The 20765-nt window shown below is 62.9% G+C and carries 14 protein-coding genes and 3 pseudogenes; 6 read left to right on the forward strand and 11 right to left on the reverse strand.

Annotated features, from left to right (window positions below):
- Positions 1 to 212 precede the first annotated feature (212 nt).
- Complete coding sequence (gene tnpC, locus V5B44_RS17185; protein ID WP_332360220.1) at positions 213 to 1850, forward strand: IS66 family transposase; 1638 nt, start codon at positions 213 to 215, stop codon at positions 1848 to 1850.
- Positions 1851 to 1991: 141 nt separating this feature from the next.
- Here tnpC and V5B44_RS17190 read toward each other — a convergent pair.
- The 4 genes and pseudogenes from V5B44_RS17190 to V5B44_RS17205 all read right to left on the reverse strand — a co-directional run.
- Positions 1992 to 2288, reverse strand: a pseudogene (locus V5B44_RS17190) (ISNCY family transposase); the annotation flags it as partial.
- Between the two features lie 76 nt (positions 2289 to 2364).
- The gene (gene ltrA, locus V5B44_RS17195; RefSeq protein WP_332358461.1) at positions 2365 to 3615 is read right to left on the reverse strand and encodes a group II intron reverse transcriptase/maturase; all 1251 of its coding nucleotides are present in this window, start codon (positions 3613 to 3615) and stop codon (positions 2365 to 2367) included.
- A gap of 406 nt (positions 3616 to 4021) precedes the next feature.
- The gene (locus V5B44_RS17200; RefSeq protein ID WP_332360221.1) at positions 4022 to 4660 is read right to left on the reverse strand and encodes a hypothetical protein; all 639 of its coding nucleotides are present in this window, start codon (positions 4658 to 4660) and stop codon (positions 4022 to 4024) included.
- A gap of 30 nt (positions 4661 to 4690) precedes the next feature.
- The gene (locus V5B44_RS17205) at positions 4691 to 5170 is read right to left on the reverse strand and encodes a hypothetical protein (protein ID WP_332360222.1); all 480 of its coding nucleotides are present in this window, start codon (positions 5168 to 5170) and stop codon (positions 4691 to 4693) included.
- Positions 5171 to 5477: 307 nt separating this feature from the next.
- On the opposite strand from V5B44_RS17205, the gene V5B44_RS17210 reads away from it, so the two are divergent.
- Together V5B44_RS17210 and V5B44_RS17215 are read left to right on the forward strand one after the other, a co-directional pair.
- Positions 5478 to 6104, forward strand: a complete 627-nt coding sequence (locus V5B44_RS17210) for a nucleotidyltransferase domain-containing protein (RefSeq protein ID WP_332360223.1) — start codon at positions 5478 to 5480, stop codon at positions 6102 to 6104.
- Positions 6046 to 6477, forward strand: a complete 432-nt coding sequence (locus V5B44_RS17215; RefSeq protein WP_332360224.1) for a hypothetical protein — start codon at positions 6046 to 6048, stop codon at positions 6475 to 6477. The genes V5B44_RS17210 and V5B44_RS17215 overlap by 59 nt, the downstream gene beginning before the upstream one ends.
- Before the next feature lie 78 nt (positions 6478 to 6555).
- Here V5B44_RS17215 and V5B44_RS17220 read toward each other — a convergent pair.
- Positions 6556 to 8712 (reverse strand): annotated as a pseudogene (locus tag V5B44_RS17220) (DUF5710 domain-containing protein); the annotation flags it as partial.
- Between the two features lie 66 nt (positions 8713 to 8778).
- Here V5B44_RS17220 and cutA point away from each other — a divergent pair.
- Positions 8779 to 9111 (forward strand): divalent-cation tolerance protein CutA, encoded by a 333-nt coding sequence (cutA, locus tag V5B44_RS17225; RefSeq protein WP_332360431.1) that lies wholly within the window; start codon positions 8779 to 8781, stop codon positions 9109 to 9111.
- A gap of 19 nt (positions 9112 to 9130) precedes the next feature.
- Entirely contained in the window at positions 9131 to 10894 is a 1764-nt protein-coding gene (dsbD, locus tag V5B44_RS17230; protein ID WP_332360225.1) for a protein-disulfide reductase DsbD, read from the forward strand.
- Between the two features lie 6 nt (positions 10895 to 10900).
- On the opposite strand, the gene V5B44_RS17235 is transcribed toward dsbD, so the two are convergent.
- The 3 genes from V5B44_RS17235 to V5B44_RS17245 all read right to left on the reverse strand — a co-directional run bounded on the left by V5B44_RS17235 (position 10901) and on the right by V5B44_RS17245 (position 16257).
- Positions 10901 to 12202, reverse strand: a complete 1302-nt coding sequence (locus V5B44_RS17235; RefSeq protein WP_332360226.1) for a hypothetical protein — start codon at positions 12200 to 12202, stop codon at positions 10901 to 10903.
- 119 nt (positions 12203 to 12321) lie between these two features.
- Positions 12322 to 14226 carry a potassium transporter Kup gene (locus V5B44_RS17240; protein WP_332360227.1) on the reverse strand — a complete coding sequence of 635 codons (1905 nt, stop codon included), beginning with the start codon at positions 14224 to 14226 and terminating at the stop codon, positions 12322 to 12324.
- A 129-nt stretch (positions 14227 to 14355) separates the two neighbouring features.
- Positions 14356 to 16257, reverse strand: a complete 1902-nt coding sequence (locus V5B44_RS17245; protein ID WP_332360229.1) for a potassium transporter Kup — start codon at positions 16255 to 16257, stop codon at positions 14356 to 14358.
- A gap of 334 nt (positions 16258 to 16591) precedes the next feature.
- Here V5B44_RS17245 and V5B44_RS17250 point away from each other — a divergent pair, with 334 nt between their 5' ends.
- On the forward strand, positions 16592 to 17962 hold the full coding sequence (locus V5B44_RS17250; RefSeq protein ID WP_332360231.1) for a CorA family divalent cation transporter: 1371 nt from the start codon (positions 16592 to 16594) through the stop codon (positions 17960 to 17962).
- Positions 17963 to 17990: 28 nt separating this feature from the next.
- On the opposite strand, the pseudogene hemL reads toward V5B44_RS17250, so the two are convergent.
- The 3 genes and pseudogenes from hemL to thiD all read right to left on the reverse strand — a co-directional run bounded on the left by hemL (position 17991) and on the right by thiD (position 20738).
- Positions 17991 to 19269 (reverse strand): annotated as a pseudogene (gene hemL / locus V5B44_RS17255) (glutamate-1-semialdehyde 2,1-aminomutase).
- Positions 19241 to 19909 (reverse strand): thiamine phosphate synthase, encoded by a 669-nt coding sequence (gene thiE, locus V5B44_RS17260; RefSeq protein WP_332360232.1) that lies wholly within the window; start codon positions 19907 to 19909, stop codon positions 19241 to 19243. Before thiE ends, hemL begins: the two are co-directional and overlap by 29 nt.
- Positions 19902 to 20738: a bifunctional hydroxymethylpyrimidine kinase/phosphomethylpyrimidine kinase gene (gene thiD / locus V5B44_RS17265; RefSeq protein ID WP_332360233.1), complete on the reverse strand. Its 837-nt coding sequence runs from the start codon at positions 20736 to 20738 to the stop codon at positions 19902 to 19904. The genes thiE and thiD overlap by 8 nt, the downstream gene beginning before the upstream one ends.
- Positions 20739 to 20765: the final 27 nt, after the last annotated feature.

The raw sequence follows: 20765 nt of genomic DNA on the forward strand, positions 1-20765 counted from the left end.
TGGCAAGTGTAGCAGTAACCGTTCACTCCCCCTCCCCGCCGATTGGCCACCAGCCCCCGCGGCCGTGCCTGCGGACGAACGACGGGGTTCGTGACCGCTGTGCGCCGGTGCGCATGCCGTCGTGGGCGATCAGACAATCCGCCCGATCGTTTTTTCTCAACAGCTTACCGATGTAAGCTGAGAAACCACATACGCTTTTGTGGGAACTGAGCGTGAGTTGCATTAGACTGAGCGCCGTTGCCCACAGCCAAGCCCGTCGTGCCATGCATCTGACCGACCACGATCTTCGCCAACTCGACCGCGATGCTCTGTCGCGGCTTGAGGACGAGGCGTTGCGGCGGTTGGCGGAGCGCCTGCTGGCTGACCTCAAGGAGGCGCGGGACCGATTGAACCAGGACTCCCGTAACAGTTCGCGTCCGCCCGGAAGCGATTCGGTCTATCGCCAACCGCGTGGGGCCGCGGAGCGTGATCCGCCGACGGACAGTGCGTATGGGGATCCGCCGACGACCATGGCCGACGAACACGGAGAGGCGGTTGAGGCGAGCGACGACGGCGCTCAGGTGGCAAAGGCGCCTTCCGGCACGGCGGCCCCTGCGGCGCGTCGCCCGGGGCGGCAGCCGGGCGCGCCCGGGTTTGGCCGAACCCAGAAGCTGACTGTCAACGCCGTGCTCGATCATTGGCCGGAGCGATGCGCGGCCTGTGACGAGCCCTTCGCAGCCGAACCGGTGGGCCAAGCCTATGGGGGCTACGACGAAATCGAAGTGCGGCCGGCCGATCCGAACGCCCCAGGCCTGCGGCTGTGGGTGACTCAGCACCGGTTCTGGGAAGCCCCGTGCGGGTGCGGCCACTGCAGCCTCCATCAGCCGCCGCGTGCGTTGGTCCTGCCCGAATGGCAAGGCGCACGGGTGGATGCCCAGCAGATGCTCGGGCCGCGCCTGGCCGGGCTGATCGTCATGCTCTGCCTGCGCTATCGGCTCTCGCGCGCCAAGGTCCGGGAACTCCTCTGGGAGTTGCTCGGACTGCAACTGTCCGCCGGACTCATCGACCAGACCATACGGCAAAGCGCCGGCCAGGTCGCGCCGGTCGAAGACCTGCTGCTGGAGGAGATCGAGCGCGCCGGCCTGCTGCACCTGGACGAGACGCCGTGGCGAGAAAGTGGCCAGTTGCTGTGGTTGTGGGTGTTCAACGCCGTGACGACGGTGGTGTACTTCATCGGCGCACGCAGCGCCGAGATCTTCGTCAATGCCCTGCAGGGTGGTTTTGGTGGCTGCCTGATGAGCGATGGTTACGCGGTCTACCGTTCGTACCTCAATCGCATTCGCTGCCTGGCACATCTCCTGCGCAAGGCCCGCGGACTGGCCGAGGCCACTTGCCGGCACACGAGTCAGGTCGGGCAGCAACTCCTCGACCTGATGAGTGGTCTGATACAGGCGATCCAGGCCGCCCGCGATGGCCCTTCCGACGACTTGGCCGAGCGACAGGCGCCAGCCTTGGCCCAACTCAAGGCCTTGTGCGAACGCCACCAACACAGTCCCTTCGTCAAACTCGGCGAATTCTGCCGCGAGATGCTCAACGATTGGGAAGCGATCATCCGGCCCCTACTCGACCCCAGCCTGCCGCTCACCAACAATGCGGCCGAACGTCTGTTGCGCCACTGGGTCATCGCTCGTCGCCTGAGCTTCGGCACCCGCAGCGAGCAAGGAACTCGAGCGTTTGCGCTGCTCGCCAGCATCATCGACACTTGTCGCGCAAGGAAGGCGTCCGCTTGGGATTACCTCACCGCCGCCCTTCAGGCTGGCCGCCAAGGACTACCGATGCCGCCTTTGCCCGCCGTCTCGGTAGGGGGGTGATTGGTTATAGTGTAGCATGCTTCGTCGGGTGTTCGAATGTTAGACTTGACCCCGGGTTGTGACCCCGGGTTGCCCCAGCAGTTCTCATTTCAAATTCCATGGTAGTGGGTGTTGAGGGTAAGGACTGTTGGATGGGGTAAGTCAGCCGGTGTCTGGGGCGTTGGGAGCGAGGCGCTGCTGCATGAAGCGCATGAGGTGATCCCAGTCATCGAACGGCAGGTACTGTAGCAAGGCGCGCAGGTGTTCGAAGAAGGTGCGTCGGGAGGGCAGCAGGCCGCGCACCTTGGCGTAACGGGTGTCCATCCAGTCCAGGGCGGTATGGACCAAGAAGGCCAACAAGATCAGTGTAGCGAACAGGTTGGCCAAAAACTGCTTGCCGTGTCCGAAGTTGTGGTCGAAATGGTAGCCCTTGGTCTTGAGGGTGTTGTTGTTCTCGTGGCAAGTCGGCCGGAGGAGTTGCACCCCCGGCCTCTCACAGAACGGTGCGTGAACCTCTCGATTCACACCGCTCCCATCAAGCAAACGCACCGACCATTCCTTTCTGCCAATGCACGAAGAGATACGGCTGCGTCTCGGAAAGCTGTTCGAGAAACCTGCTCGCCCGTATCTTGTGGCCCTTCAGCCGTCTGTACTTCCTCATCGCCCAAGCCACCAACGTCTTGTTGAAGTGCCTGAAGACGGGGTACATTGCCGACCGATAGAATCTTCCGTAATACGCGAGCCAGCCCCTCAGGACTGGATTGTGCAGTCGGGAAATGTCGGCTAGGCTCAGCTCCGTCCGATTTCGGTAGCTCAGTTTGCGTGTCGTTGCCCGCATCGCCGTAATCGCTTTGTTGCTGACCGCCGGGGTGAAGCTCACAAACAGGCTGTTGCGCTTGCTGTTCTTCACCACCCTTGGCCGGAAGGTATATCCGAGGAAATCAAACTGCGTGACCGGATACCTCCCCTTGCGACTACCGTCTTTGCAGTACACGATCTTGGTCTTGTCCGGATGCATCTGCAGGGCGCATTGCGCAAACCTTGCATCGAGCGCCGCCATCAGGGCCTGCGCCTCCTGCTCGGTCCGACAATGGACCAACCCATCATCCGCATACCGGCACCAGGGGTTGTCCGGATAGTGTTTCGTCATCCAGACGTCAAACGTGTAGTGAAGGAACAGGTTGGCCAACACCGGACTGACGACGCCGCCTTGCGGTGTCCCCCGGGTACGTTCTACCCGGGTTCCGTCCGCCTGTTGCAGCGGCGCAGTTAGCCAGCGCCTGATATACAGCATGGCCCATTCACACTCCACGTGCTTCTCGAGCGCCTTCTCCAGCAATGCATGGTCGATGTTGTCAAACAGGCCTTTGATATCAAACTCTAGAACCCAAGAATACTTCCAGCATCGTTCCCGCGTTACCCCCACGGCATCCAGCGCCGACCTTCCGGGCCGATAACCGTAGGAATCCGGTAGAAACTTGGCTTCAATCCCGGGCTCTATCACCCGCTTGACAACCGTCTGCGCCACACGATCTGCCACCGTTGGAACACCCAATATGCGCTCCCCGCCATTCTTCTTGGGAATGGCAACCGCTTTGACCGGCGGCGGAAAGTAGCTTCCCGACGACATCCGGTTCCAGATCTTGTACAGGTTACCCTTCAGATCCTTCTCGAAGTCGCCGATCGATTCCTTATCCACCCCTGCCGATCCCGCATTGGCTTTGACCGCTTGATACGCTTCGTACACCAGCCATTTGTCAATGGCAAATGGTTTTGTTGCACTCATCCGTTTCCTCCTGTTGCCAGTTGAACGCCAAGTGCAACCGCTTGATCCGACCCCTTTGCTCCAGCCGCATTACCAGCCTTCATCGCTCGTACGGGTCGGTCCGTCCCAGTGCTCCGCATCGGTACTCTCGCCTCGTGGTTTCTGCCACTTGTGCTTCTCCCTTGACATCGGAACGACTGGTTCCCGCAGTTCCACACAAAAGCCTGGATCAGCTTCACGCCTCCTATACGCCGGCCGCCGCTTGCCCAGTAGTCAGGTGCCCGGCAAGCTTGTCCCAGAAGATAGAAACGCCCCTGGTTTTGACGACAAGTCTCTGGATTACGACGCGTCAGCGAAGGTTCACTTTCGTTCGTCTCTCTGATCCTTACCTGCTCGAGGTACGTCCTCGACGCTTTGACCCCAACGCTCACCACCACGGCTCTTGACCGCAGCAGCTTGGGGTGGTTTGAGGCCCGCTCCTGAAAGCCGACCCCGAGGGACCTACCCTCATCTTCCGTGTAGCTTCTACACAGTTCGTCAGTCCATTACGAACTTCCTTTCTGTGTGCCTGCGGCACACTCTCGATTTTCCAACGCGCCCGCCCGGCGGAAGCCAGAGCGGCGACGTTATGGTCGGTGATGGCATGCGAGGTGGCCCAGGCGTTCTTGAAGACGATGGCACCGCGGGCATCGGTGGTGACCAGTTCCAGCCAGTTGGCCATCACGGCATCGTCCGTGTTGCGCAATGGCACTTGATGGGCATAGCGATAGGTGTCGGTAAAGTGCTTCTTGCCGACGCGTCGCGCCTGTACGACGCGGCCGAGTTGCTCGTTGCGCTCGAAATCGCCGACCCACTCGTAGAGCGTGGCATGGGATTCGGGCTTGCAGGTGAACAGGAAGTCGGCCTGTTGCGCCCGCACCCGCAGGCAATGCGACTGATGGCAGTACAGGTCGTCGCCCAGGTAGGTGATGCGCCACGGGCGGTAGTGCTCGCCCCAGCGCGCCAGCCAGCGGGCCGCGGCGGCCAATTCGCAGTCCTGCTTGTCCTGGCCGTCCTGGGGTTGCACGAATTCCGGCGGCAACGGGATGGCGTTCGCCTAGCCCGGCGCCACCAGCACCGGCGTCACGGCAAGGTGGCGATAGAGAACCCTGTCGTTCTTCAGGCGCGTCTCGCTGCAACCGGCACAGGAAATCTTTTCCGACGAGAAGAAATCAGTGCCGTCCAGGGCAATCAGCAAGGTGTCGTTGAGCGAGCGAAATCCCGCCAGATAGCCTTGCTGGTACAGGGCATCGCCAATCTCGGCCATGACCGGGTACACCGTTTCCGGCGGCACCGGGTCCAGCAGATTGCGAATCTGGTTATCGCAGGGAATCTCATGCACCCCGAACAGCGAAGAGGCATTGTTCCGCCCCAACTGCTTCTGCATCCTGACTTGGCTATCGAGGAAGGACGGACTTTGCGAGAAAAACACGGCGAAGGCCGACAGGGCCGCATCCTCCATCTCATAGAGCCGGGCGTTGCTCTGCTTACGCCCGTCCGGCAAAGCCCGGAATGCATCCCGAACCTTCTCGATCAAGGCGATGGCGGGGCTCGGCAGGGGGATGGGGGCAACGGTCGAAATGGGCTGGGCACCTGAAAATCATCAATACTTCGATCAAGTTCGAGGTTAACACTATAACACACTGTTTACCAGCATTATTTTAAAAAACACCCGGAGTTTCCCTCAATCTTCATCGCCCAAGTCTGCCAATCCGCGTGCGCCAACCTACGCCAACAGCCGCATTGCTTGGGTTTGAAATGAGAACTGCTGGCGTTGCCCTCAGTTTAGCGCGCTGATCCCCAGATCAGGTACCATAGTACCCATTATGGGGAATAAAGACTCTGTGTCGATTTCAGATGCGCTCTTCTCTGGAGGCCAGCAGCGGGTGCTTGGGCTGTTGTTTGGTCAACCGGACCGATCTTTCTACGCCAACGAAATTGCAAAGCTTGCCTTGACCGGGCGTGGCGCGCTGCAGCGTGAACTGGAACGAATGACCTCCTCCGGTCTGATCACCATGACTCCCATCGGCCGACAGAAACACTACCAGGCCAACCGGAAATCGCCGATCTTCACGGAACTCCGGGGGATCGTCCTCAAGACCTTCGGGCTGGCCGATGTCCTGCGTGCCGCCTTGTCCGAGTGTGCCGATCTCGTTCGTTGCGCCTTCATCTATGGTTCCGTGGCCAAGGGCACGGATACGGCGGCCAGCGACATCGACGTCATGGTCATCGCCGAGGGCTTGAGCTACAGTCATCTCTTCGAGGTGCTGGCCAAGGCAGAGGAAGTACTGGGTCGCAAGGTGAACCCCACCCTCTACGCAGCGGAAGATTTCTCGAAGAAGCTACGTAGCGACAACCACTTCCTGACCCGCATCGTCCAGCAACCAAAGATCATGCTCATCGGCGACGACAATGACCTCCCCACGGGAAACTCTGCAGAATCTGGCGAGGATCGGCAAGCTCAAGGCTGAACCCCCTGACCAGGCCGAGTTCGACGGACTGCTCCGATCCGCCAGAAATAGACTGCCGGACGCACAGAACCCTGGACTGAACGCCGAAAGCCGCTTCAGCCTGGCCTACGACGCAGCACACAGCCTCGCTTTGGCGGCCCTGCGCTGGCATGGGTATCGATCGGAGTACCGCTATATCGTCTTCCAGATTCTGGGCAGCACTGTGTCCTTGCCTGCAGCCAAGTGGCGTTTCCTGGACAACTGCCACCAGAAGCGTAACCGTGCCCTCTACGATGGCGACTATGAGGAAGACGAGCCGTTGATCCGGGAACTGATTGCAGTTGCCAAGGAACTTCAGGCTGCGGTGGAGGCGCTGGGCCCAGTTGAAGCCTGATTGTTTCTGGCTGCTGCACGAGCCAGAAACAAGGAAATGGGCCCGGCTCGATTCATTCAAGGACAACAGCCGCGACGATCATCCGACCTTCGCTACCCGACGCACCGCCTGCTCCTGCCTTTCCCCGCGCGCCAGCCCCTCAACACTCCGCCCCTGCTGCCACTCAATCACGTCATCAACCACCGACCGAACCTGCCGCGCAACTCCTTCCTGCCCGAGCACACTTCGGGTAGCCAAGTCATTGAAGTCGGTGAAGCCCTTCGGGTTCGCGGCCTGCTCGCCGGGCGCGAAGATCGGTAGCAGCAGCTTGCCGCCGACCGCCCTGGCGGCTTCTTCAGCCTTGCTGCGGCCTGGGTTGACGCCCTGCGTAGCCTCCAGGTGCTTGTCGTCGTCGCCGGCGATCACCATCGGTTTGTCCGGGTACTTCTCGTGCAGGGCCTTGGCGACAGGCACCAGGTTCCCCGAGTCGAAGGCCGCGACGGTCGCGAAGCCGAGCGTCTGTGACAGGCTGCCGGCGGTGGCGTAGCCTTCGCCGATGACCAGGACGGGTGCCTTGGCCAGCGCGTCCAGGCCGCCGATGACATGGAAGCAGACTTCCTTGCGGCTCTCCTTGGCGAAGCGCTTGCTGCCGTCCTCCCGGATGTACTGCATCGTCCATTGCTTGCCGTCGACGTCGGTCGCCGGGATGTAGGTTTTCTGGCCTTCGCGGTCAGTGAAGACTCCGGGCTGGGCTCGATGCCCTTGGCTTTCATGTACGCGGTCGGCTCGGTGACCGGCAGCAGCTTCGTCATCTGCCGGGCGACACGCTCCGCGGTCTGCTCGTTCAGCCGCTCTTGCTCGGCACTGCGGGCCTGCAGCTTTTCGGCCGCCTCGGCGAGCATCCTGGCTTTCTGCTCGGGGTCGAAGGCGTAGCCCTTCGATTTCCACTTCAGGTCGATGCCAGTCTTGTTGTTCTTCATGTAGCCAGCCGGGTGGCCGTCCAGGTGGCCGACATAAAATCCCGACCCGGATTTCTCGCTGTGCTTCTCGCCTTCGACGCTGATGCGGTGCTTCTGGCCGTCCATGATCGGGTGTTCACCGCTCACGACGCAGCCGATCGAGCGCAACGCCTCGGCGAACTCATCCTTCGGCGTCATCGCCGGGCCTTGCGGAGTGGGCACGTTCTCGGGCTTCCAGCGCTTGCGCTTCGTCATGTCGGCTTTCGGCCCGGCGTACCAGGACTTCACGGCCTTGTCCCACACGGCGCCGGCAGCCTTGGCGGCGACGCGTTCGCCGTAGGGAACGGCGAGATACTGGCGCGGCGGGGTGGCGGGCGACTGCTTGGGCCGGACCCGGGGGGGAGCAGCCGGTGTCCATTGGGCAAAGGGGGCTGGATCCACACTAGCCGGGACATACCAGGACTGTTCCTGACGATCCCAGCGCGCACCCAGCGCTTTCGCCTCGTCCTTATGCGGGTAGGGAACGTCGATCCAGGTCTTGCTGGACTGGCTGGGCGGGTCGATCTGGTCGACCTGACCGGCCTGGGTAGTCTGCCGCTCGCGTTCGTGTTCAGCGATCTGCCGTTGCAGGTCCTTGTCATTGAGGAGCGCGGCGACGTCGGCCGACTTGCGCGCTTCTCGGGCGGTGGCAATGTCCTCGTCGGTGCTGTTGGGGTCGCGGCGCACCCGTTCTTCCTCGATTCGCGCCAGCCGGGCCGCTTGCTCGTGAGGGTTGATCGGATCGAGGCGAGGATCGGCAACTGCCGCTTCGCCATCGATTGAGTTGAGCGCCGCGCTCGCGAGCGCGGGGGTCTGCGTGAAGCTCTGCATGGCCGCCTCCTGATTCTCTGTGTTGCCCTCGTTACTGGATCACGGCGCCGGACGCCAGCAAGATGGCTTCGGCGCGCTCGACGGCGTCCCAGGTCTGTTCCCTGCGTTGCATCGGCGGCAGGCCGTCGATCTGCTCGGCGTTGAAGACGGTGGCGAAGAACACCCGCGGCCGCTCCAGCCGTACTTCCGCTTTGACCGGCTGGCCCTGGGCATCGAGGGGCTTGCCGCTCTCGTCGGTGCGGGTCTGCTCCTCGCTGAACTTCCAGTACTGGATGGCCGTGCCGTGCGCGCCGGCGGCAGCGGCCTGCTTGTAGGTCAGCCAGCGTTGATCGATACGGCCCTGGCTCAGCAACTGGATGGCGTTGATGCCGCGATAGCGCTTGCCGGTAGTCGGGTTAATCGGGATCAGGGAAGCCGCCTCGCCCGGGCAAGGAAGGGCTGGCCGACGGCCGCAACGGCAGGGCACAGCGCCGCCACCTCGAGAAGGAGTAGAATCCGGCTCGTGACCACCCTGCTCGTCCTGACCAATCTGCCCGATCAAGCGGCTGCCGAAGCGCTGGCGGGAGAACTCGTCGAGACACGGCTGGCGGCCTGCGTCAATATCCTGGCGCCGTGCCGGTCGGTCTATCGCTGGCAAGGGGTGACCGAGATGGCCGACGAGGTGCCGTTGCTGATCAAGACGAGCCACGAGCGATACGCGGCACTTGAAGCGGCGATCCGCCAGCACCACCCTTACGAGCTGCCGGAAATCATCGCGCTGCCGATCGTGCACGGACTGCCGGCGTATCTCGACTGGGTGGCCGCCGAAACGCGCCCCTCCGACTGACCTCTGCAAGACTCCTGCCATGACCCGCTGGCTGTTCCCGCTTCTTTTACTGTTTAGCGCCCTGCTGCACGCCGACGAGTTCCTCGACCCTGCCGTCGCCTTCAAGCCAAGCGCCCGCGCCATCGACGGGCAAACGATCGAAGTACGCTTCGCGATCGCCCCCGACTACTATCTCTACCGCGACAAGTTCCGTTTCGCCGCCGAGCCGGCGACGGTCCAGCTCGGTACCGCGATTCTGCCGCCGGGCAAGGAGAAACACGACGAAACCTTTGGCAAGGTCGAGGTTTATTACCAGGAGGCGGTCATCCGCCTGCCGGTCGAGCGTAACAGTTCGGGGCCGCTGCCGCTGACCCTCAAGGTGACTTCGCAGGGCTGCGCCGACGCTGGCATCTGCTATCCACCGCAACAGCAAAAGCTCAGCCTGGAGCTGCCGGATCCGGCGACGGCGCCGGTCGCCACACCAGCGGGCAATGTCCCGGTAGCCGATGAATCGGGAAGGATTGCGCAGCTGTTCAGGCACGCCAGCTTCTGGCTGCTGGTCGGCAGCTTTTTCGGCTTCGGGCTGCTGCTCTCGCTGACGCCCTGTGTCTTCCCGATGATTCCGATTCTGTCGAGCATCATCGTCGGCTCCGGGCGAGACGGTCACGGCGTATCACACGCCCGCGGCTTCTCGCTCTCGCTGGCCTACGTGCTTGGCATGGCGATCACCTACGCCGCCGCCGGCATTGCTGCCGGGCTGACCGGCACGCTGCTGGCGGTAGCGCTGCAGAACCCCTGGGTGCTGGGCAGCTTTGCCGCCGTTTTCGTACTGCTATCGCTGTCGATGTTCGGTTTCTACGAGATCCAGCTGCCCGTCTTCCTGCAAAGCAAGGTCTCGGAAGAGGCCAGTCACCTCCGCGGTGGTTCGTTGCCCGGGGTGGCGGCGATGGGCGCGCTGTCGGCGATCATCGTCGGCCCCTGTGTTGCCGCGCCGCTGGCCGGCGCCCTGCTCTACATCGGTCAGACCGGCGATGCCGCACTCGGGGGCGCGGCGCTGTTCTCGATGGGGCTGGGCATGGGCGCGCCCCTGCTGGCGGTCGGCGTCTCCGCCGGCACGCTGCTGCCGAAGTCTGGCGCGTGGATGGAGGCGGTCAAGAAAGCCTTTGGCGTCATCCTGCTGGCAACCGCCGTCTGGCTCGTCTCGCCGGTGATTCCGGCGGTTGTGCAGATGCTGTCCTGGGCGCTGCTGCTGATCGTGCCAGCGATCTATCTGCACGCGCTCGATCCGCTGCCACCACACGCCAAAGGCTGGCAGCGTTTCTGGAAGGGAATCGGCATCGTCATGCTGCTGCTCGGTGCGGCGATCTTGCTCGGCACGCTGGCCGGCTCGCGCGACCCGCTGCAGCCGCTGTCGGTGCTGCGCAGCAGCGCTGCAGGCAGTGAAGCCAGGTCACCGCCGTTCACCCGTGTGCGCTCGCTGGCCGAGCTCGAAAGCCGGATCGCCGCGGCGGGGCAGCCAATACTGCTCGACTTTTATGCCGACTGGTGCGTCTCGTGCAAGGAGATGGAGCGCTTCACTTTTGCCGATCCACGGGTGCAGGCGAAACTCGCCGGCTGGACATTGCTGCAGGCCGACGTGACTGCCAACTCGGAGGCCGACAAAGCGCTGCTGCAGCGTTTCAAGCTCTACGGCCCACCGGGAATCATCTTTTTCGACCGCACCGGCAGGGAGATCGAAGGCGTCCGCGTGGTCGGCTTTCAGGACGCCGAAGCGTTTCTCGGTCTGCTGTCGCGGCTGATCTAGGCACTCCTACTGCAGAGCTCCGACCGACAGCGGCGTTCCGGCCGCCAGCGGACGGGTTCCCACCGGCAAGTGGAATTCCGCCGCTGGCGCCAGATTCTGCTCACGAACCGACCCCGGGGGTTTGGCTTTGCCCCGTAGCGGCGAGTTCTGCGGCAAGGCGAAGACCAGCCCATCGGCATCGAGCAGCATGGCCCGGTCGATGCTCTGGTTGCCATCATGGCGACCAGGCGCCTGCGGCATGAAGGCGCCACGCCCGACGAGCAGGTTGTTGATGGCCCAGACCTCGCTCCCCGCTGGCAGCCGGTCGGACCAGACGCGCAGGAAGCGGCCGTCGACGGTATCGTCGATCAAGGTGTTGTGCGCCAGATAGAGCGCGTTGTCCGGCCAGTGCCGTCCCTCGGCGCCATAGGAGACGAGCTCCCGATTGTCGGTCGTCGCACTCTGCCCGATGACGTTGCCGATCACCCAGGCCAGGCCACCGTTGGGGAACTCGAGTTCGTACGAGGCCCTGCCGCCGACCCCATCGACGAGCAGGTTGTAGAGGATCGAACTTTCGCGCGCGCGGGACTTGATCAGGTGCCCACGAAAGCCCTGCTGCAGGCGGCTTCCACGGACACTGAGGCGGGCGATGGTGCCGGCGTAGAGGAGGTGATGCAGGCCGCCGGCGTGCCTGGGCGCCTGGCCAAACTCGCTGTCTTCCACCTCGAGCACCGAGTCGGCGACATTGCCGGTCAGGATACCCATTTCGTTGTCGAAGAAAGCGCAGCGAACGATCCTCAGATGGCCGCGTTCAAAGCGAATCCCGGCGCCGTTACCGTCCGCAACGCGCGCTCCGCGGAATTCGATGTTCTCGATCAGCATCTCCGCGTTGCGCACCACCCACAGCCCCTTGCCTTCCGCATGGTCACCGTCGGCAATGAAAACCGGGCGCTTGCCGCGGCCCCTGACCGTCAGTCTGCCCTGCAGCCAGACGACCGCCTGTTGCCGATACTCGCCAGGCAGGATCTCGATGGTGTCGCCGTCACGTGCCAGGCGAGCGGCTTCCGTGATGCTTCGAATCTGTTCCTGCGGACCGACGACGAGGGTCCTGCCGCCGGCCGCCGCATTCGGCCATTTCTTCTCCCGCGCCTGGCCGGGGCCGGCAGCCTTGTCGGCGACAAGGCCGTCCGCAGCTGCCTGGCTGGCTGCAGGCCTCCTGATCACTTCCAGTTGTCCCTGCTCGTTGCGGCGAATGGTGCCCAATTCAGCGGGTACCGGCGGCAGCGCCTGGGCCAGCACGGCGAAGGTGAAGAGGGTCAGTATCAGCACCGCAGCGCACCGTCTTGCGTGGCTCATTTGACCCCCGGATGCGGTTTCCGGGCCTTTACCCTGGCTGCCTGATATTCCCTCGTCTGCCGCATGGCGCGCAATGTCTAGCGAAGCGACAACTACGACAGTTCGACCTGCGCGCCGAGTTCGACGACCCGGTTTGGCGGTATCTTGAAGAAAGCGGTGGCGGTATCGGCGTTGCGGAACATCCAGCTGAACAGGATCTGCCGCCAGTACGCCATGCGCGCCCGCCCGGATATCGGCATCGTGACGACGGTTTCACGGCCGAGGAAGAACGAGGTCTCCATCATGTCGAAGGGCAGTCCGAGATCGGCACATTGATCCATCACCTGCGGCACATTGGGGTCGTCCTTGAAGCCGTAGCGAACAAACACCCGATGAAATCCCGCCGGCAGCGTCTCGACGCGCAAGCGCTCGTCAGCCGGGACATGCGGCACGTCCTCGGCAACCACATTGAGCAAGACGACCCGCTCGTGCAAAACCTTATTGTGGTAAAGGTTGTGGAGCAGCGCACGCGGCACACCCAGCGGCTCGGCGGTCATGAAAATCCCGGTGCCATCGACGCGGTGCGGCCCACCTGCCTCGAGACCGGCAATGAAGGCGTCGAGCGGCACCGAATCCTTCTGCAGCCTTTCGTAGAGCAGCTTGCGGCCGAGCCGCCAGGTGGAGAGCAGCGCAAAGACCGCGAAGCCGAGCGCCAGCGGGAACCAGCCGCCATCGAGGATCTTGATCACATTGGCCGAGAAAAAGGCGAAGTCGACGACGACGAAAAATACCAGAAAGAGAGCCGCGTGCGTCCAACTCCACTTCCACAACGCACGCACGACGACGAAGGCGAGGATGGTATCGATCATCATCGTCAGCGTGACGGCGATGCCGTAGGCCGAAGCCAGGTTCGACGACGAGCGGAAACCCAGGACGACGATGATCACCGTCAGCAGCAGCAGCCAGTTGATGTTCGGCACGTAAATCTGTCCCTTTTCCCGCTCCGAGGTGAAGTTGACCCGGATGCGCGGGCAGTAGCCCAGCTGCATGGCCTGGCTGGTGAGCGAAAAGGCGCCGGAAATCACCGCCTGCGAGGCGATCACGGTGGCGACGGTGGCCAGGATGACCAGCGGGATCAGCAGGATCTCGCTCGGCACGAGCAGGAAGAACGGGCTCTCGATCGCCTTCGGGTCGTTGAGGATCAGCGCTCCCTGGCCAAGGTAGTTGAGATAAAGCAGTGGGAATACATAAGAAAACCAGGCCCACTTGATCGCCCGCCGGCCGAAGTGTCCCATGTCGGCGTAGAGCGCTTCGCCGCCGGTGATCGCCAGCACCACCGAACCCAGCGCGAGAAAGGCCATGCCCTGATGTTCAATCCCGAACGACAGCGCGTACCAGGGATTGATGGCGGCCAGCACCGACGGATACTGGATCACGTTCCACAGGCCGAGCGCGCCCAGGGTGGCAAACCAGAACATCATCAGCGGCCCGAACAGCGCCCCCACGGTTGCCGTGCCGTGCCGCTGAAAAGCAAAAAGCGCAACCAGAATGGCGACGGTGATCGGCAGAACGTAGGGCTTGAGCAGCGGCGTCGCCACTTCGAGCCCCTCGATCGCTGACAGGACCGACATCGCCGGCGTGATCACAGCGTCGCCGTAAAACAGGGCAGCGCCGAAAATGCCGAGGGCCGACATCATCCAGAGGACTCTCGGCGAGGCATTCGCTGTACGCAGCGCCAACGCGGTCAGGGCCATGATGCCTCCCTCGCCCTTGTTGTCGGCGCGGGTGATGAACACGACATACTTCAGCGACACCGTGATCGTCAAGGCCCAGAACACCAGCGAGAGGATCCCCAAAACGTTCTCCGGCGTGACTGCCAGGGGATGGTGACCGCCGAAGACTTCCTTGACGGTGTAGAGTGGACTGGTGCCAATGTCGCCAAAGACCACGCCCATTGCCGCCAGTGCGGTCGCCGCGAGCCCCGACTTCTCGCCGTGTGGCGCATTCTCTGCCGTCATTCCCCCTCCCGGAATTTCACTCGATCGATGTCCCGAGCCATTTCTGTCTCGGTCCAAGCCCAGCTTGCACCATCCGGCATTCTCTCACATATGAGATGCGTACGCCGCACGCGAGCACATGCGGAACGACTACAACTCGACCTGCGACCCCAGTTCGACGACCCGGTTAGGCGGTATCTTGAAGAAAGCGGTTGCGCTATCGGCGTTGCGGAACATCCAGTTGAACAGGATCTGCCGCCAGCGCGCCATGTGCCGCCCCGGGGAAAGCGGCAAGCGGACAACCGTCTCGCGACCGAGGAAGAAGGACGTTTCCATCATGTCAAAGGACAGCCCCTGGTCGGCGCACAACGCCATGGCCTGCGGCAGATCGGGGTCGTCCTTGAAACCGTAACGGACGAACACCCGATAAAACCCTTCGGAGAGCGCTTCGACGCGCACGCGCTCGCCGTCGGGGATGTGTGGCACGTCTTCCGTCACCACGTTGAGCACCACGACACGGTCGTGCAAGACCTTGTTGTGATTCAGGTTGTGGAGCATGGCACGCGGCACGCCTTCCGGGTGAGCGGTCAGGAACACACCGGTGCCCCCGACCCGCTGCGGTCCGCCCGCAGCGATTCCCCCGATGAAGGCGTCGAGCGGGACAGACTGCTCCTTCTGTCTTTCGGACAGCAATCTGCGACCGCGCCGCCAGGTGGACAGCAGCACGAACACCGAGCAACCCACGGCGAGCGGAAACCAGCCGCCGTCAAAGATCTTGGTCACGTTGGCGGAGAAGAAAGCAAAATCGACAATGACGAAGAACCCCAGGAACAGCGCAGCCAGCGGCCAGCTCCACTTCCAGAGAGCACGGACGACAACAAAGGCGAGAATGGTGTCGATCATCATGGTCAGCGTGACGGCAATGCCATAGGCCGACGCCAGGTTCGACGACGAGCGGAACCCGAGGACAACAATGATCACCGTCAGCAGGAGCAGCCAGTTGATGTTCGGAACGTAAATCTGGCCTTTTTCCCGCTCCGAGGTGAAATTGACCTGGATGCGCGGGCAGTAGCCCAGTTGCATCGCCTGGCTGGTGAGCGAGAAGGCGCCGGAAATCACCGCCTGCGAGGCGATCACCGTGGCGACCGTGGCGAGGACAACCAGCGGGATCAGCAGGACCTCGCTCGGCGCCATCAGGAAGAAGGGATTCTCGACTGCCTTCGGATCCTTGAGGATCAGCGCCCCCTGGCCAAGATAATTGAGATAGAGCAGCGGAAAGACGAAAGCAAACCAGGCCCACTTGATCGCGCGGCGACCGAAATGGCCCATGTCGGCGTAGAGCGCTTCGCCACCGGTAATCGCCAGCACCACCGAACCCAGCGCCAGGAAAGCCATGCCCTGATGTTCGATGACAAACGCCCCGGCATACCAGGGATTGATGGCGGCCAGCACCGACGGATACTGGATCACGTTCCACAAGCCGAGCATGCCGAGGGTCATGAACCAGAACATCATCACCGGGCCGAACAGCGCCCCGACGGCCGCCGTGCCGTGGCGCTGAAAGACGAAAAGTGCAACCAGGATGCAGACGGTGATCGGCAAAACGTAGGGCTTGAGCAGCGGCGTCGCGACTTCGAGTCCCTCGACCGCGGCGAGGACCGACATCGCCGGCGTGATCACGGCATCGCCGTAGAAGAGTGCGGCGCCGAAAATCCCCAGGGCCGACATCAGCCAGAGGACTCGCGGCGAGGCATTCGCCGTGCGCAGCGCCAGCGCGGTCAGGGCCATGATGCCGCCCTCGCCCTTGTTGTCGGCGCGCATGATGAACAGGACGTACTTGAGGGACACCGTGATCGTCAACGCCCAGAAGACCAGGGAGAGGATACCGAGCACGTTAGCGGCGTTTATCGGCAACGGATGATGACCGCCAAACACTTCCTTGACCGTATACAGCGGACTGGTGCCGATGTCGCCAAAAACGACGCCCATTGCCGCCAGTGCGGTGCCTGCCAGACCTGCCTTCCCGTCTTGCGACGGCTTCTCTGCTGTCATTGCCCCTCCGGTAATGCACCTGGCGTTCCTTCGTGTCCCGGTCCGACAGGCGCTGACGCAAGCGGTCATCTTCGCACAGATGGGCCATCAAGGAGCGCTCCTCGCGACTGGCGAGTGCAGTAACCCGAACGCCATTGTCCGCCGAAACGGAGGCTAGGCAAGGCCTGAACGCAGGCGTCTAATGGACAGACAGCAGGAATTCGCCGCCATTGCCTTGTCCGAAAGGGGTATCAAGGTGTTGCAGTGGCTTAGAAGCCTCGTCCGACAGCCCATAAGCTTCGGCAGTGCTACAATCCCTATCCCGTGTGCATCTGGTCGTCAGGGAGTCTATGCCGTGAGCGAAGAAAACAGGCTGCAGGTCCCTGAAATGCTGCACAAGCGCCTTGCCGAAGTGCACCTCACTGAAGTGCGTTCCCTGCTCTCGCTGCAGAAACTGGTGGAAGATCTGGTCCGTGAGCAGGATATGCCAAACCAGGATGAAGACGGGGAACTTCAGCAGCAGTATCGCGTGGAGCTGCGGCAAAAGCTCAAGCGGATGCCGGCACAGGAAGTCGCCTACATCCTCGAATCGCTCGAACCCAACGAACGGCTGGTGGTCTGGGATGAAGTCAAGGAAGGCGCTGACCCGATCCTGGCGCTGCTTTCCGACGACGTGCTCGAGGAGTTGATCGACGACAGCCACTACCGCAACGAGAAGACGGCGGTCACTGCGTTCGAGCTGCAGGATGGACGGCTGCGCCAGATCTCGGTCACCTGCCCGGAGGATCTGAACAACATCAAGCCGATCTGGGTAGACCTGATCGCCCCGACGAAGAAGATTCGCGCCTGGATGAGCAAGCTGTTCGACGTCGATCTCCCCGACCCCGGCAACCTGACCGACATCGAGGCCAGCGCTCGCTTCTATGTGGATGAGGAGGGGCATACCCACCTACACTCGGACTTCCTGCTCGACACCCGTGAGGACTCGCGCAACGTACCGGTAGCGCTGATCCTCCAGAATGACGTCCTGTTCACGGTCCGCAGCGAGGAACTGCCGGTGTTTCGTCTGCAAAGGGCACGCGCGCGGACCCGCCCCGGCTACGTCAGCAACGGCACGGACGTGTTGCTGGACCTCTACGCGGCCGACGTCGAATACTCGGCCAATGCGCTGGAAGATGTCTATGGCGAACTCGACCGAGTCGGCAGACAGGTGCTGCGCTCGCACATAACTGACCAGGAAGCGTCAAAGATCCTGACCGCGATTTCCGAGGCGGAAGACCTTAACGGACGGACTCGCCGCAGCGTCCTCGACACCCGGCGGGCGCTCTCCTTCCTGCTGCACGGCAAGTTCCTCTCCAAGACACAAACCAACGATGTGCGCGAGATCCTGCGCGACATCGAATCCCTCGACGGCCACACCGCCTTCCTGTTCAACAAGATCAACTTCCTGATGGATGCCACCGACAGTGCGATCAACATCAACCAGAACAAGGACATCAAGCGGCTGACGGTACTCAGCGTCATTTTCATGCCGATCAATGTACTGGCTGGCATGGGCGGCATGTCCGAGTTCTCGATGATGACCGAGGGCATTCCCTGGCCGATCGCCTATTCGGCCATGGTCGTTGCGATGGTTGGCATCGGTACGCTGACCTACTTCGGGCTGAGGTTTTTCGAGCGGCGCCGGGCCCATAGCAGCCACCTGGCAAATCGCCGGACTGACTGAGCCCTGCCTGGGCAAACCGTGGCGCTGGTTACCAGGCCTTGAAAACCGCTTCGGCGGCGGCAATGGTAGCAGCGATATCGGCCTCGCTGTGCGCTGCTGAAACAAAGCCGGCCTCAAAAGCCGATGGTGCAAAATAGTGGCCAGCATCGAGCATGGCATGGAAAAAGCGGTTGAAGGCGTCCTTGTCGCATTCCATTACCTCGGCATAGCTCTGCGGGCAGGCAGCACGGAAATAGAGCCCGAACATGCCGCCGATCGACTGCGCAGAGAACACCACCCCGTGCTTTCCCGCCGCGGCAACGAGCCCATCGGTGAGTTGTCTGGTGTGCTTGCCAGTAACTCGTGGATGCCACCCGCCTGCAACAGTCTCAGCGTCGCCAGACCGGCAGCAACCGCTACCGGATTGCCGGACAGGTCCCCGCCTGGTACACCGGACCCAGCGGTGCGATTCTGGTCATGATATCGCGCCGGCCACCGAAAGCGCCGACCGGCATGCCCCCGCCGATCACCTTGCCGAGCGTCGTCAGATCCGGAGTAACGCCATAGAGACCTTGCGCACCCTGCGGGCCGACGCGAAAGCCGGTCATCACCTCGTCGAAGATCAGGACCGAGCCGTTGCCGCTGCACAGCTTGCGCATGGTCTGCAGGAAAGCCGGCCGCGGGGCTATCAGGTTCATGTTGCCGGCGACCGCTTCGACAATGACGGCAGCGATTTGCGGACCATGCTTGGCAAAGGCTGCTTCGAGCCCGGCGCTGTCGTTATAGTCGAGGACCAGGGTGTGCCTGGCCACATCCGCCGGCACACCACCGGAACTCGGATTGCCGAAAGTGAGCATTCCCGAGCCGGCCTTCACCAGCAGGCTGTCGGAGTGACCGTGATAGCAGCCCTCAAACTTGATCAGCAGATCACGCCCGGTGAAGCCGCGCGCCAACCGGATGGCACTCATCGTCGCCTCGGTCCCCGAACTCACCAGACGAACCATTTCGAGCGACGGCAGCAGTTCGCACAGCAGTTCGGCCATCTCGACCTCGCTTTCCGTCGGCGCGCCGAAGGACAGCCCCCTGGCGGCCGCCTCCTGCACCGCGGCGACCACCACCGGATGGGCGTGGCCGAGGATCAGTGGCCCCCAGGATCCGACATAGTCGATGTAGCTTTTGCCATCGGCATCGGTGACGCGGGCGCCGGAACCGGCGGCGAAGAAGCGCGGCGTACCGCCGACCGAACGAAATGCCCTGACGGGCGAGTTGACGCCACCCGGTATGTGCTGCTGGGCGCGCTCAAAGAGTTGTTGATTGCGGGAATTCACGCTTCTCTTCCTTGAAAAGTTGGTGATAGGCCGCCGCGCGAGCGGCCACGTCAGGAGCCTCGAAAAGGTCACTGATCACCGCCAGCATATCGGCGCCGGCAGCCAGCAGGGGCGCAGCATTGTCTACGGTAATGCCGCCGATGGCGCAGGCCGGCAGCCGCAACTCGGCACGGCAGCGCGCGAAAAGCGACAGCGGCGCGCGCTGCGCCAAGGGTTTGGTCGACGAGGCATGCACCGCCCCGAAAGCAACATAATCGGCCCCCGCCGATACCGCGGCGCGAGCGCGTTCAAAGTCGGCATAACAAGAGGCGCCCAAAAGGCGGCCAGGAGCCAGCGCTTGCCGCGCTGCCCGCAGATCACCATCGGCGGCTCCGAGATGCACGCCGTCGGCATCAACCGCCAACGCCAGGGCAAGATCGTCATTGATCAGCAGGCGCGCGCCAAACGGCTTGCAGAGGCTGAGCAGGGCACGCGCGGCTTCCGCGCGCCCCGCCTCGTCGGGACGCTTGTCCCGGTACTGGATGATTGCCGCACCCCCACTCAAGGCCGCCCCGACCCGAGCGAGCAGCGTCGCCACCGACAGACCCTCCGGCGTGATCGCGTAAAGGCCGCGCAGCGTGTGGCGAACGGGTTCAACCATCAGCCACACCATCGCCAGCGCGGGTCCGGAAAAAGCGGTCCGGGATGAACTGACCCTTCCCGGGTCGGAAACCGGCAGCCAGCGACTGCCAGGTGTATTCCTGTGCAACCCGGACGGCCTGTTCCACCGCGAGACCCAGGGCCAGATAGGCGGCGATGGCCGAGGCGAGCGTACAGCCCGAACCGTGGTAGCTTCCGGGCAGGCGGTCCCAGGGATCGCTGCGCAGCCATCCGATGCGCCGGCAATAAAGGCTATTCACCACCCGCTCCGTATCGTCATGGGTGCCGGTCAACAGGACATGGCCGCAGCCAAGGTCGAGCAGGCGCTGCGCGCAGTCGGCCAGCGTTCGCTGACGATCGTCGCCATCGTCGCCCTGCGCCAAGCGGCGGGCTTCGAGAGAATTTGGCGTCAGGATGGTCGTCAGTGGCATCAATCGTTGGCGCAGGCCAGCGATCATATCCTCGTCGGCCAGCTCGTCGCCACGCCCGGAAGCGAGCACAGGGTCGACAACCAATGGGATATCCGGGTAGTCGGCGACGATCCCGGCGATCACCGCGATATTCTCGCCGCTGCCGAGGAGGCCGATCTTGAAAGCCGCAACCTGCATGTCCTCCAGAACACGCCGCGCCTGATCCTCGACACAGTTCGCAGCGACTGCCAAAACGCTGCCCACGCCGACCGTATCCTGCACGGTCAGCGCCGTCACCACCGACAGGGGATGGCAGCCGATCGACGAAATGGTCATCAAATCGGCCTGCAGCCCGGCCCCCCCGGAGGGATCGCTGGCGGCGAAGGTAAGAACGATGGGCGGGGCGGAGCGTCGGTTCATGGGGGCAAACTGGCATCGGGAAAACAC

Source organism: Candidatus Accumulibacter necessarius (genome assembly GCF_036625085.1).

What these genes read in the sequence shown, in the direction of transcription:
- ltrA (WP_332358461.1), bottom strand. Translation starts at nt 3,615, where the DNA reads ATGAGTGCAACAAAACCATTTGCCATTGACAAATGGCTGGTGTACGAA.
- V5B44_RS17215 (WP_332360224.1), top strand. Translation starts at nt 6,046, where the DNA reads ATGACCTCCCCACGGGAAACTCTGCAGAATCTGGCGAGGATCGGCAAG.
- dsbD (WP_332360225.1), top strand. Translation starts at nt 9,131, where the DNA reads ATGACCCGCTGGCTGTTCCCGCTTCTTTTACTGTTTAGCGCCCTGCTG.
- V5B44_RS17240 (WP_332360227.1), bottom strand. Translation starts at nt 14,226, where the DNA reads ATGACGGCAGAGAATGCGCCACACGGCGAGAAGTCGGGGCTCGCGGCG.
- V5B44_RS17245 (WP_332360229.1), bottom strand. Translation starts at nt 16,257, where the DNA reads ATGACAGCAGAGAAGCCGTCGCAAGACGGGAAGGCAGGTCTGGCAGGC.
- thiE (WP_332360232.1), bottom strand. Translation starts at nt 19,909, where the DNA reads ATGGTTGAACCCGTTCGCCACACGCTGCGCGGCCTTTACGCGATCACG.
- thiD (WP_332360233.1), bottom strand. Translation starts at nt 20,738, where the DNA reads ATGAACCGACGCTCCGCCCCGCCCATCGTTCTTACCTTCGCCGCCAGC.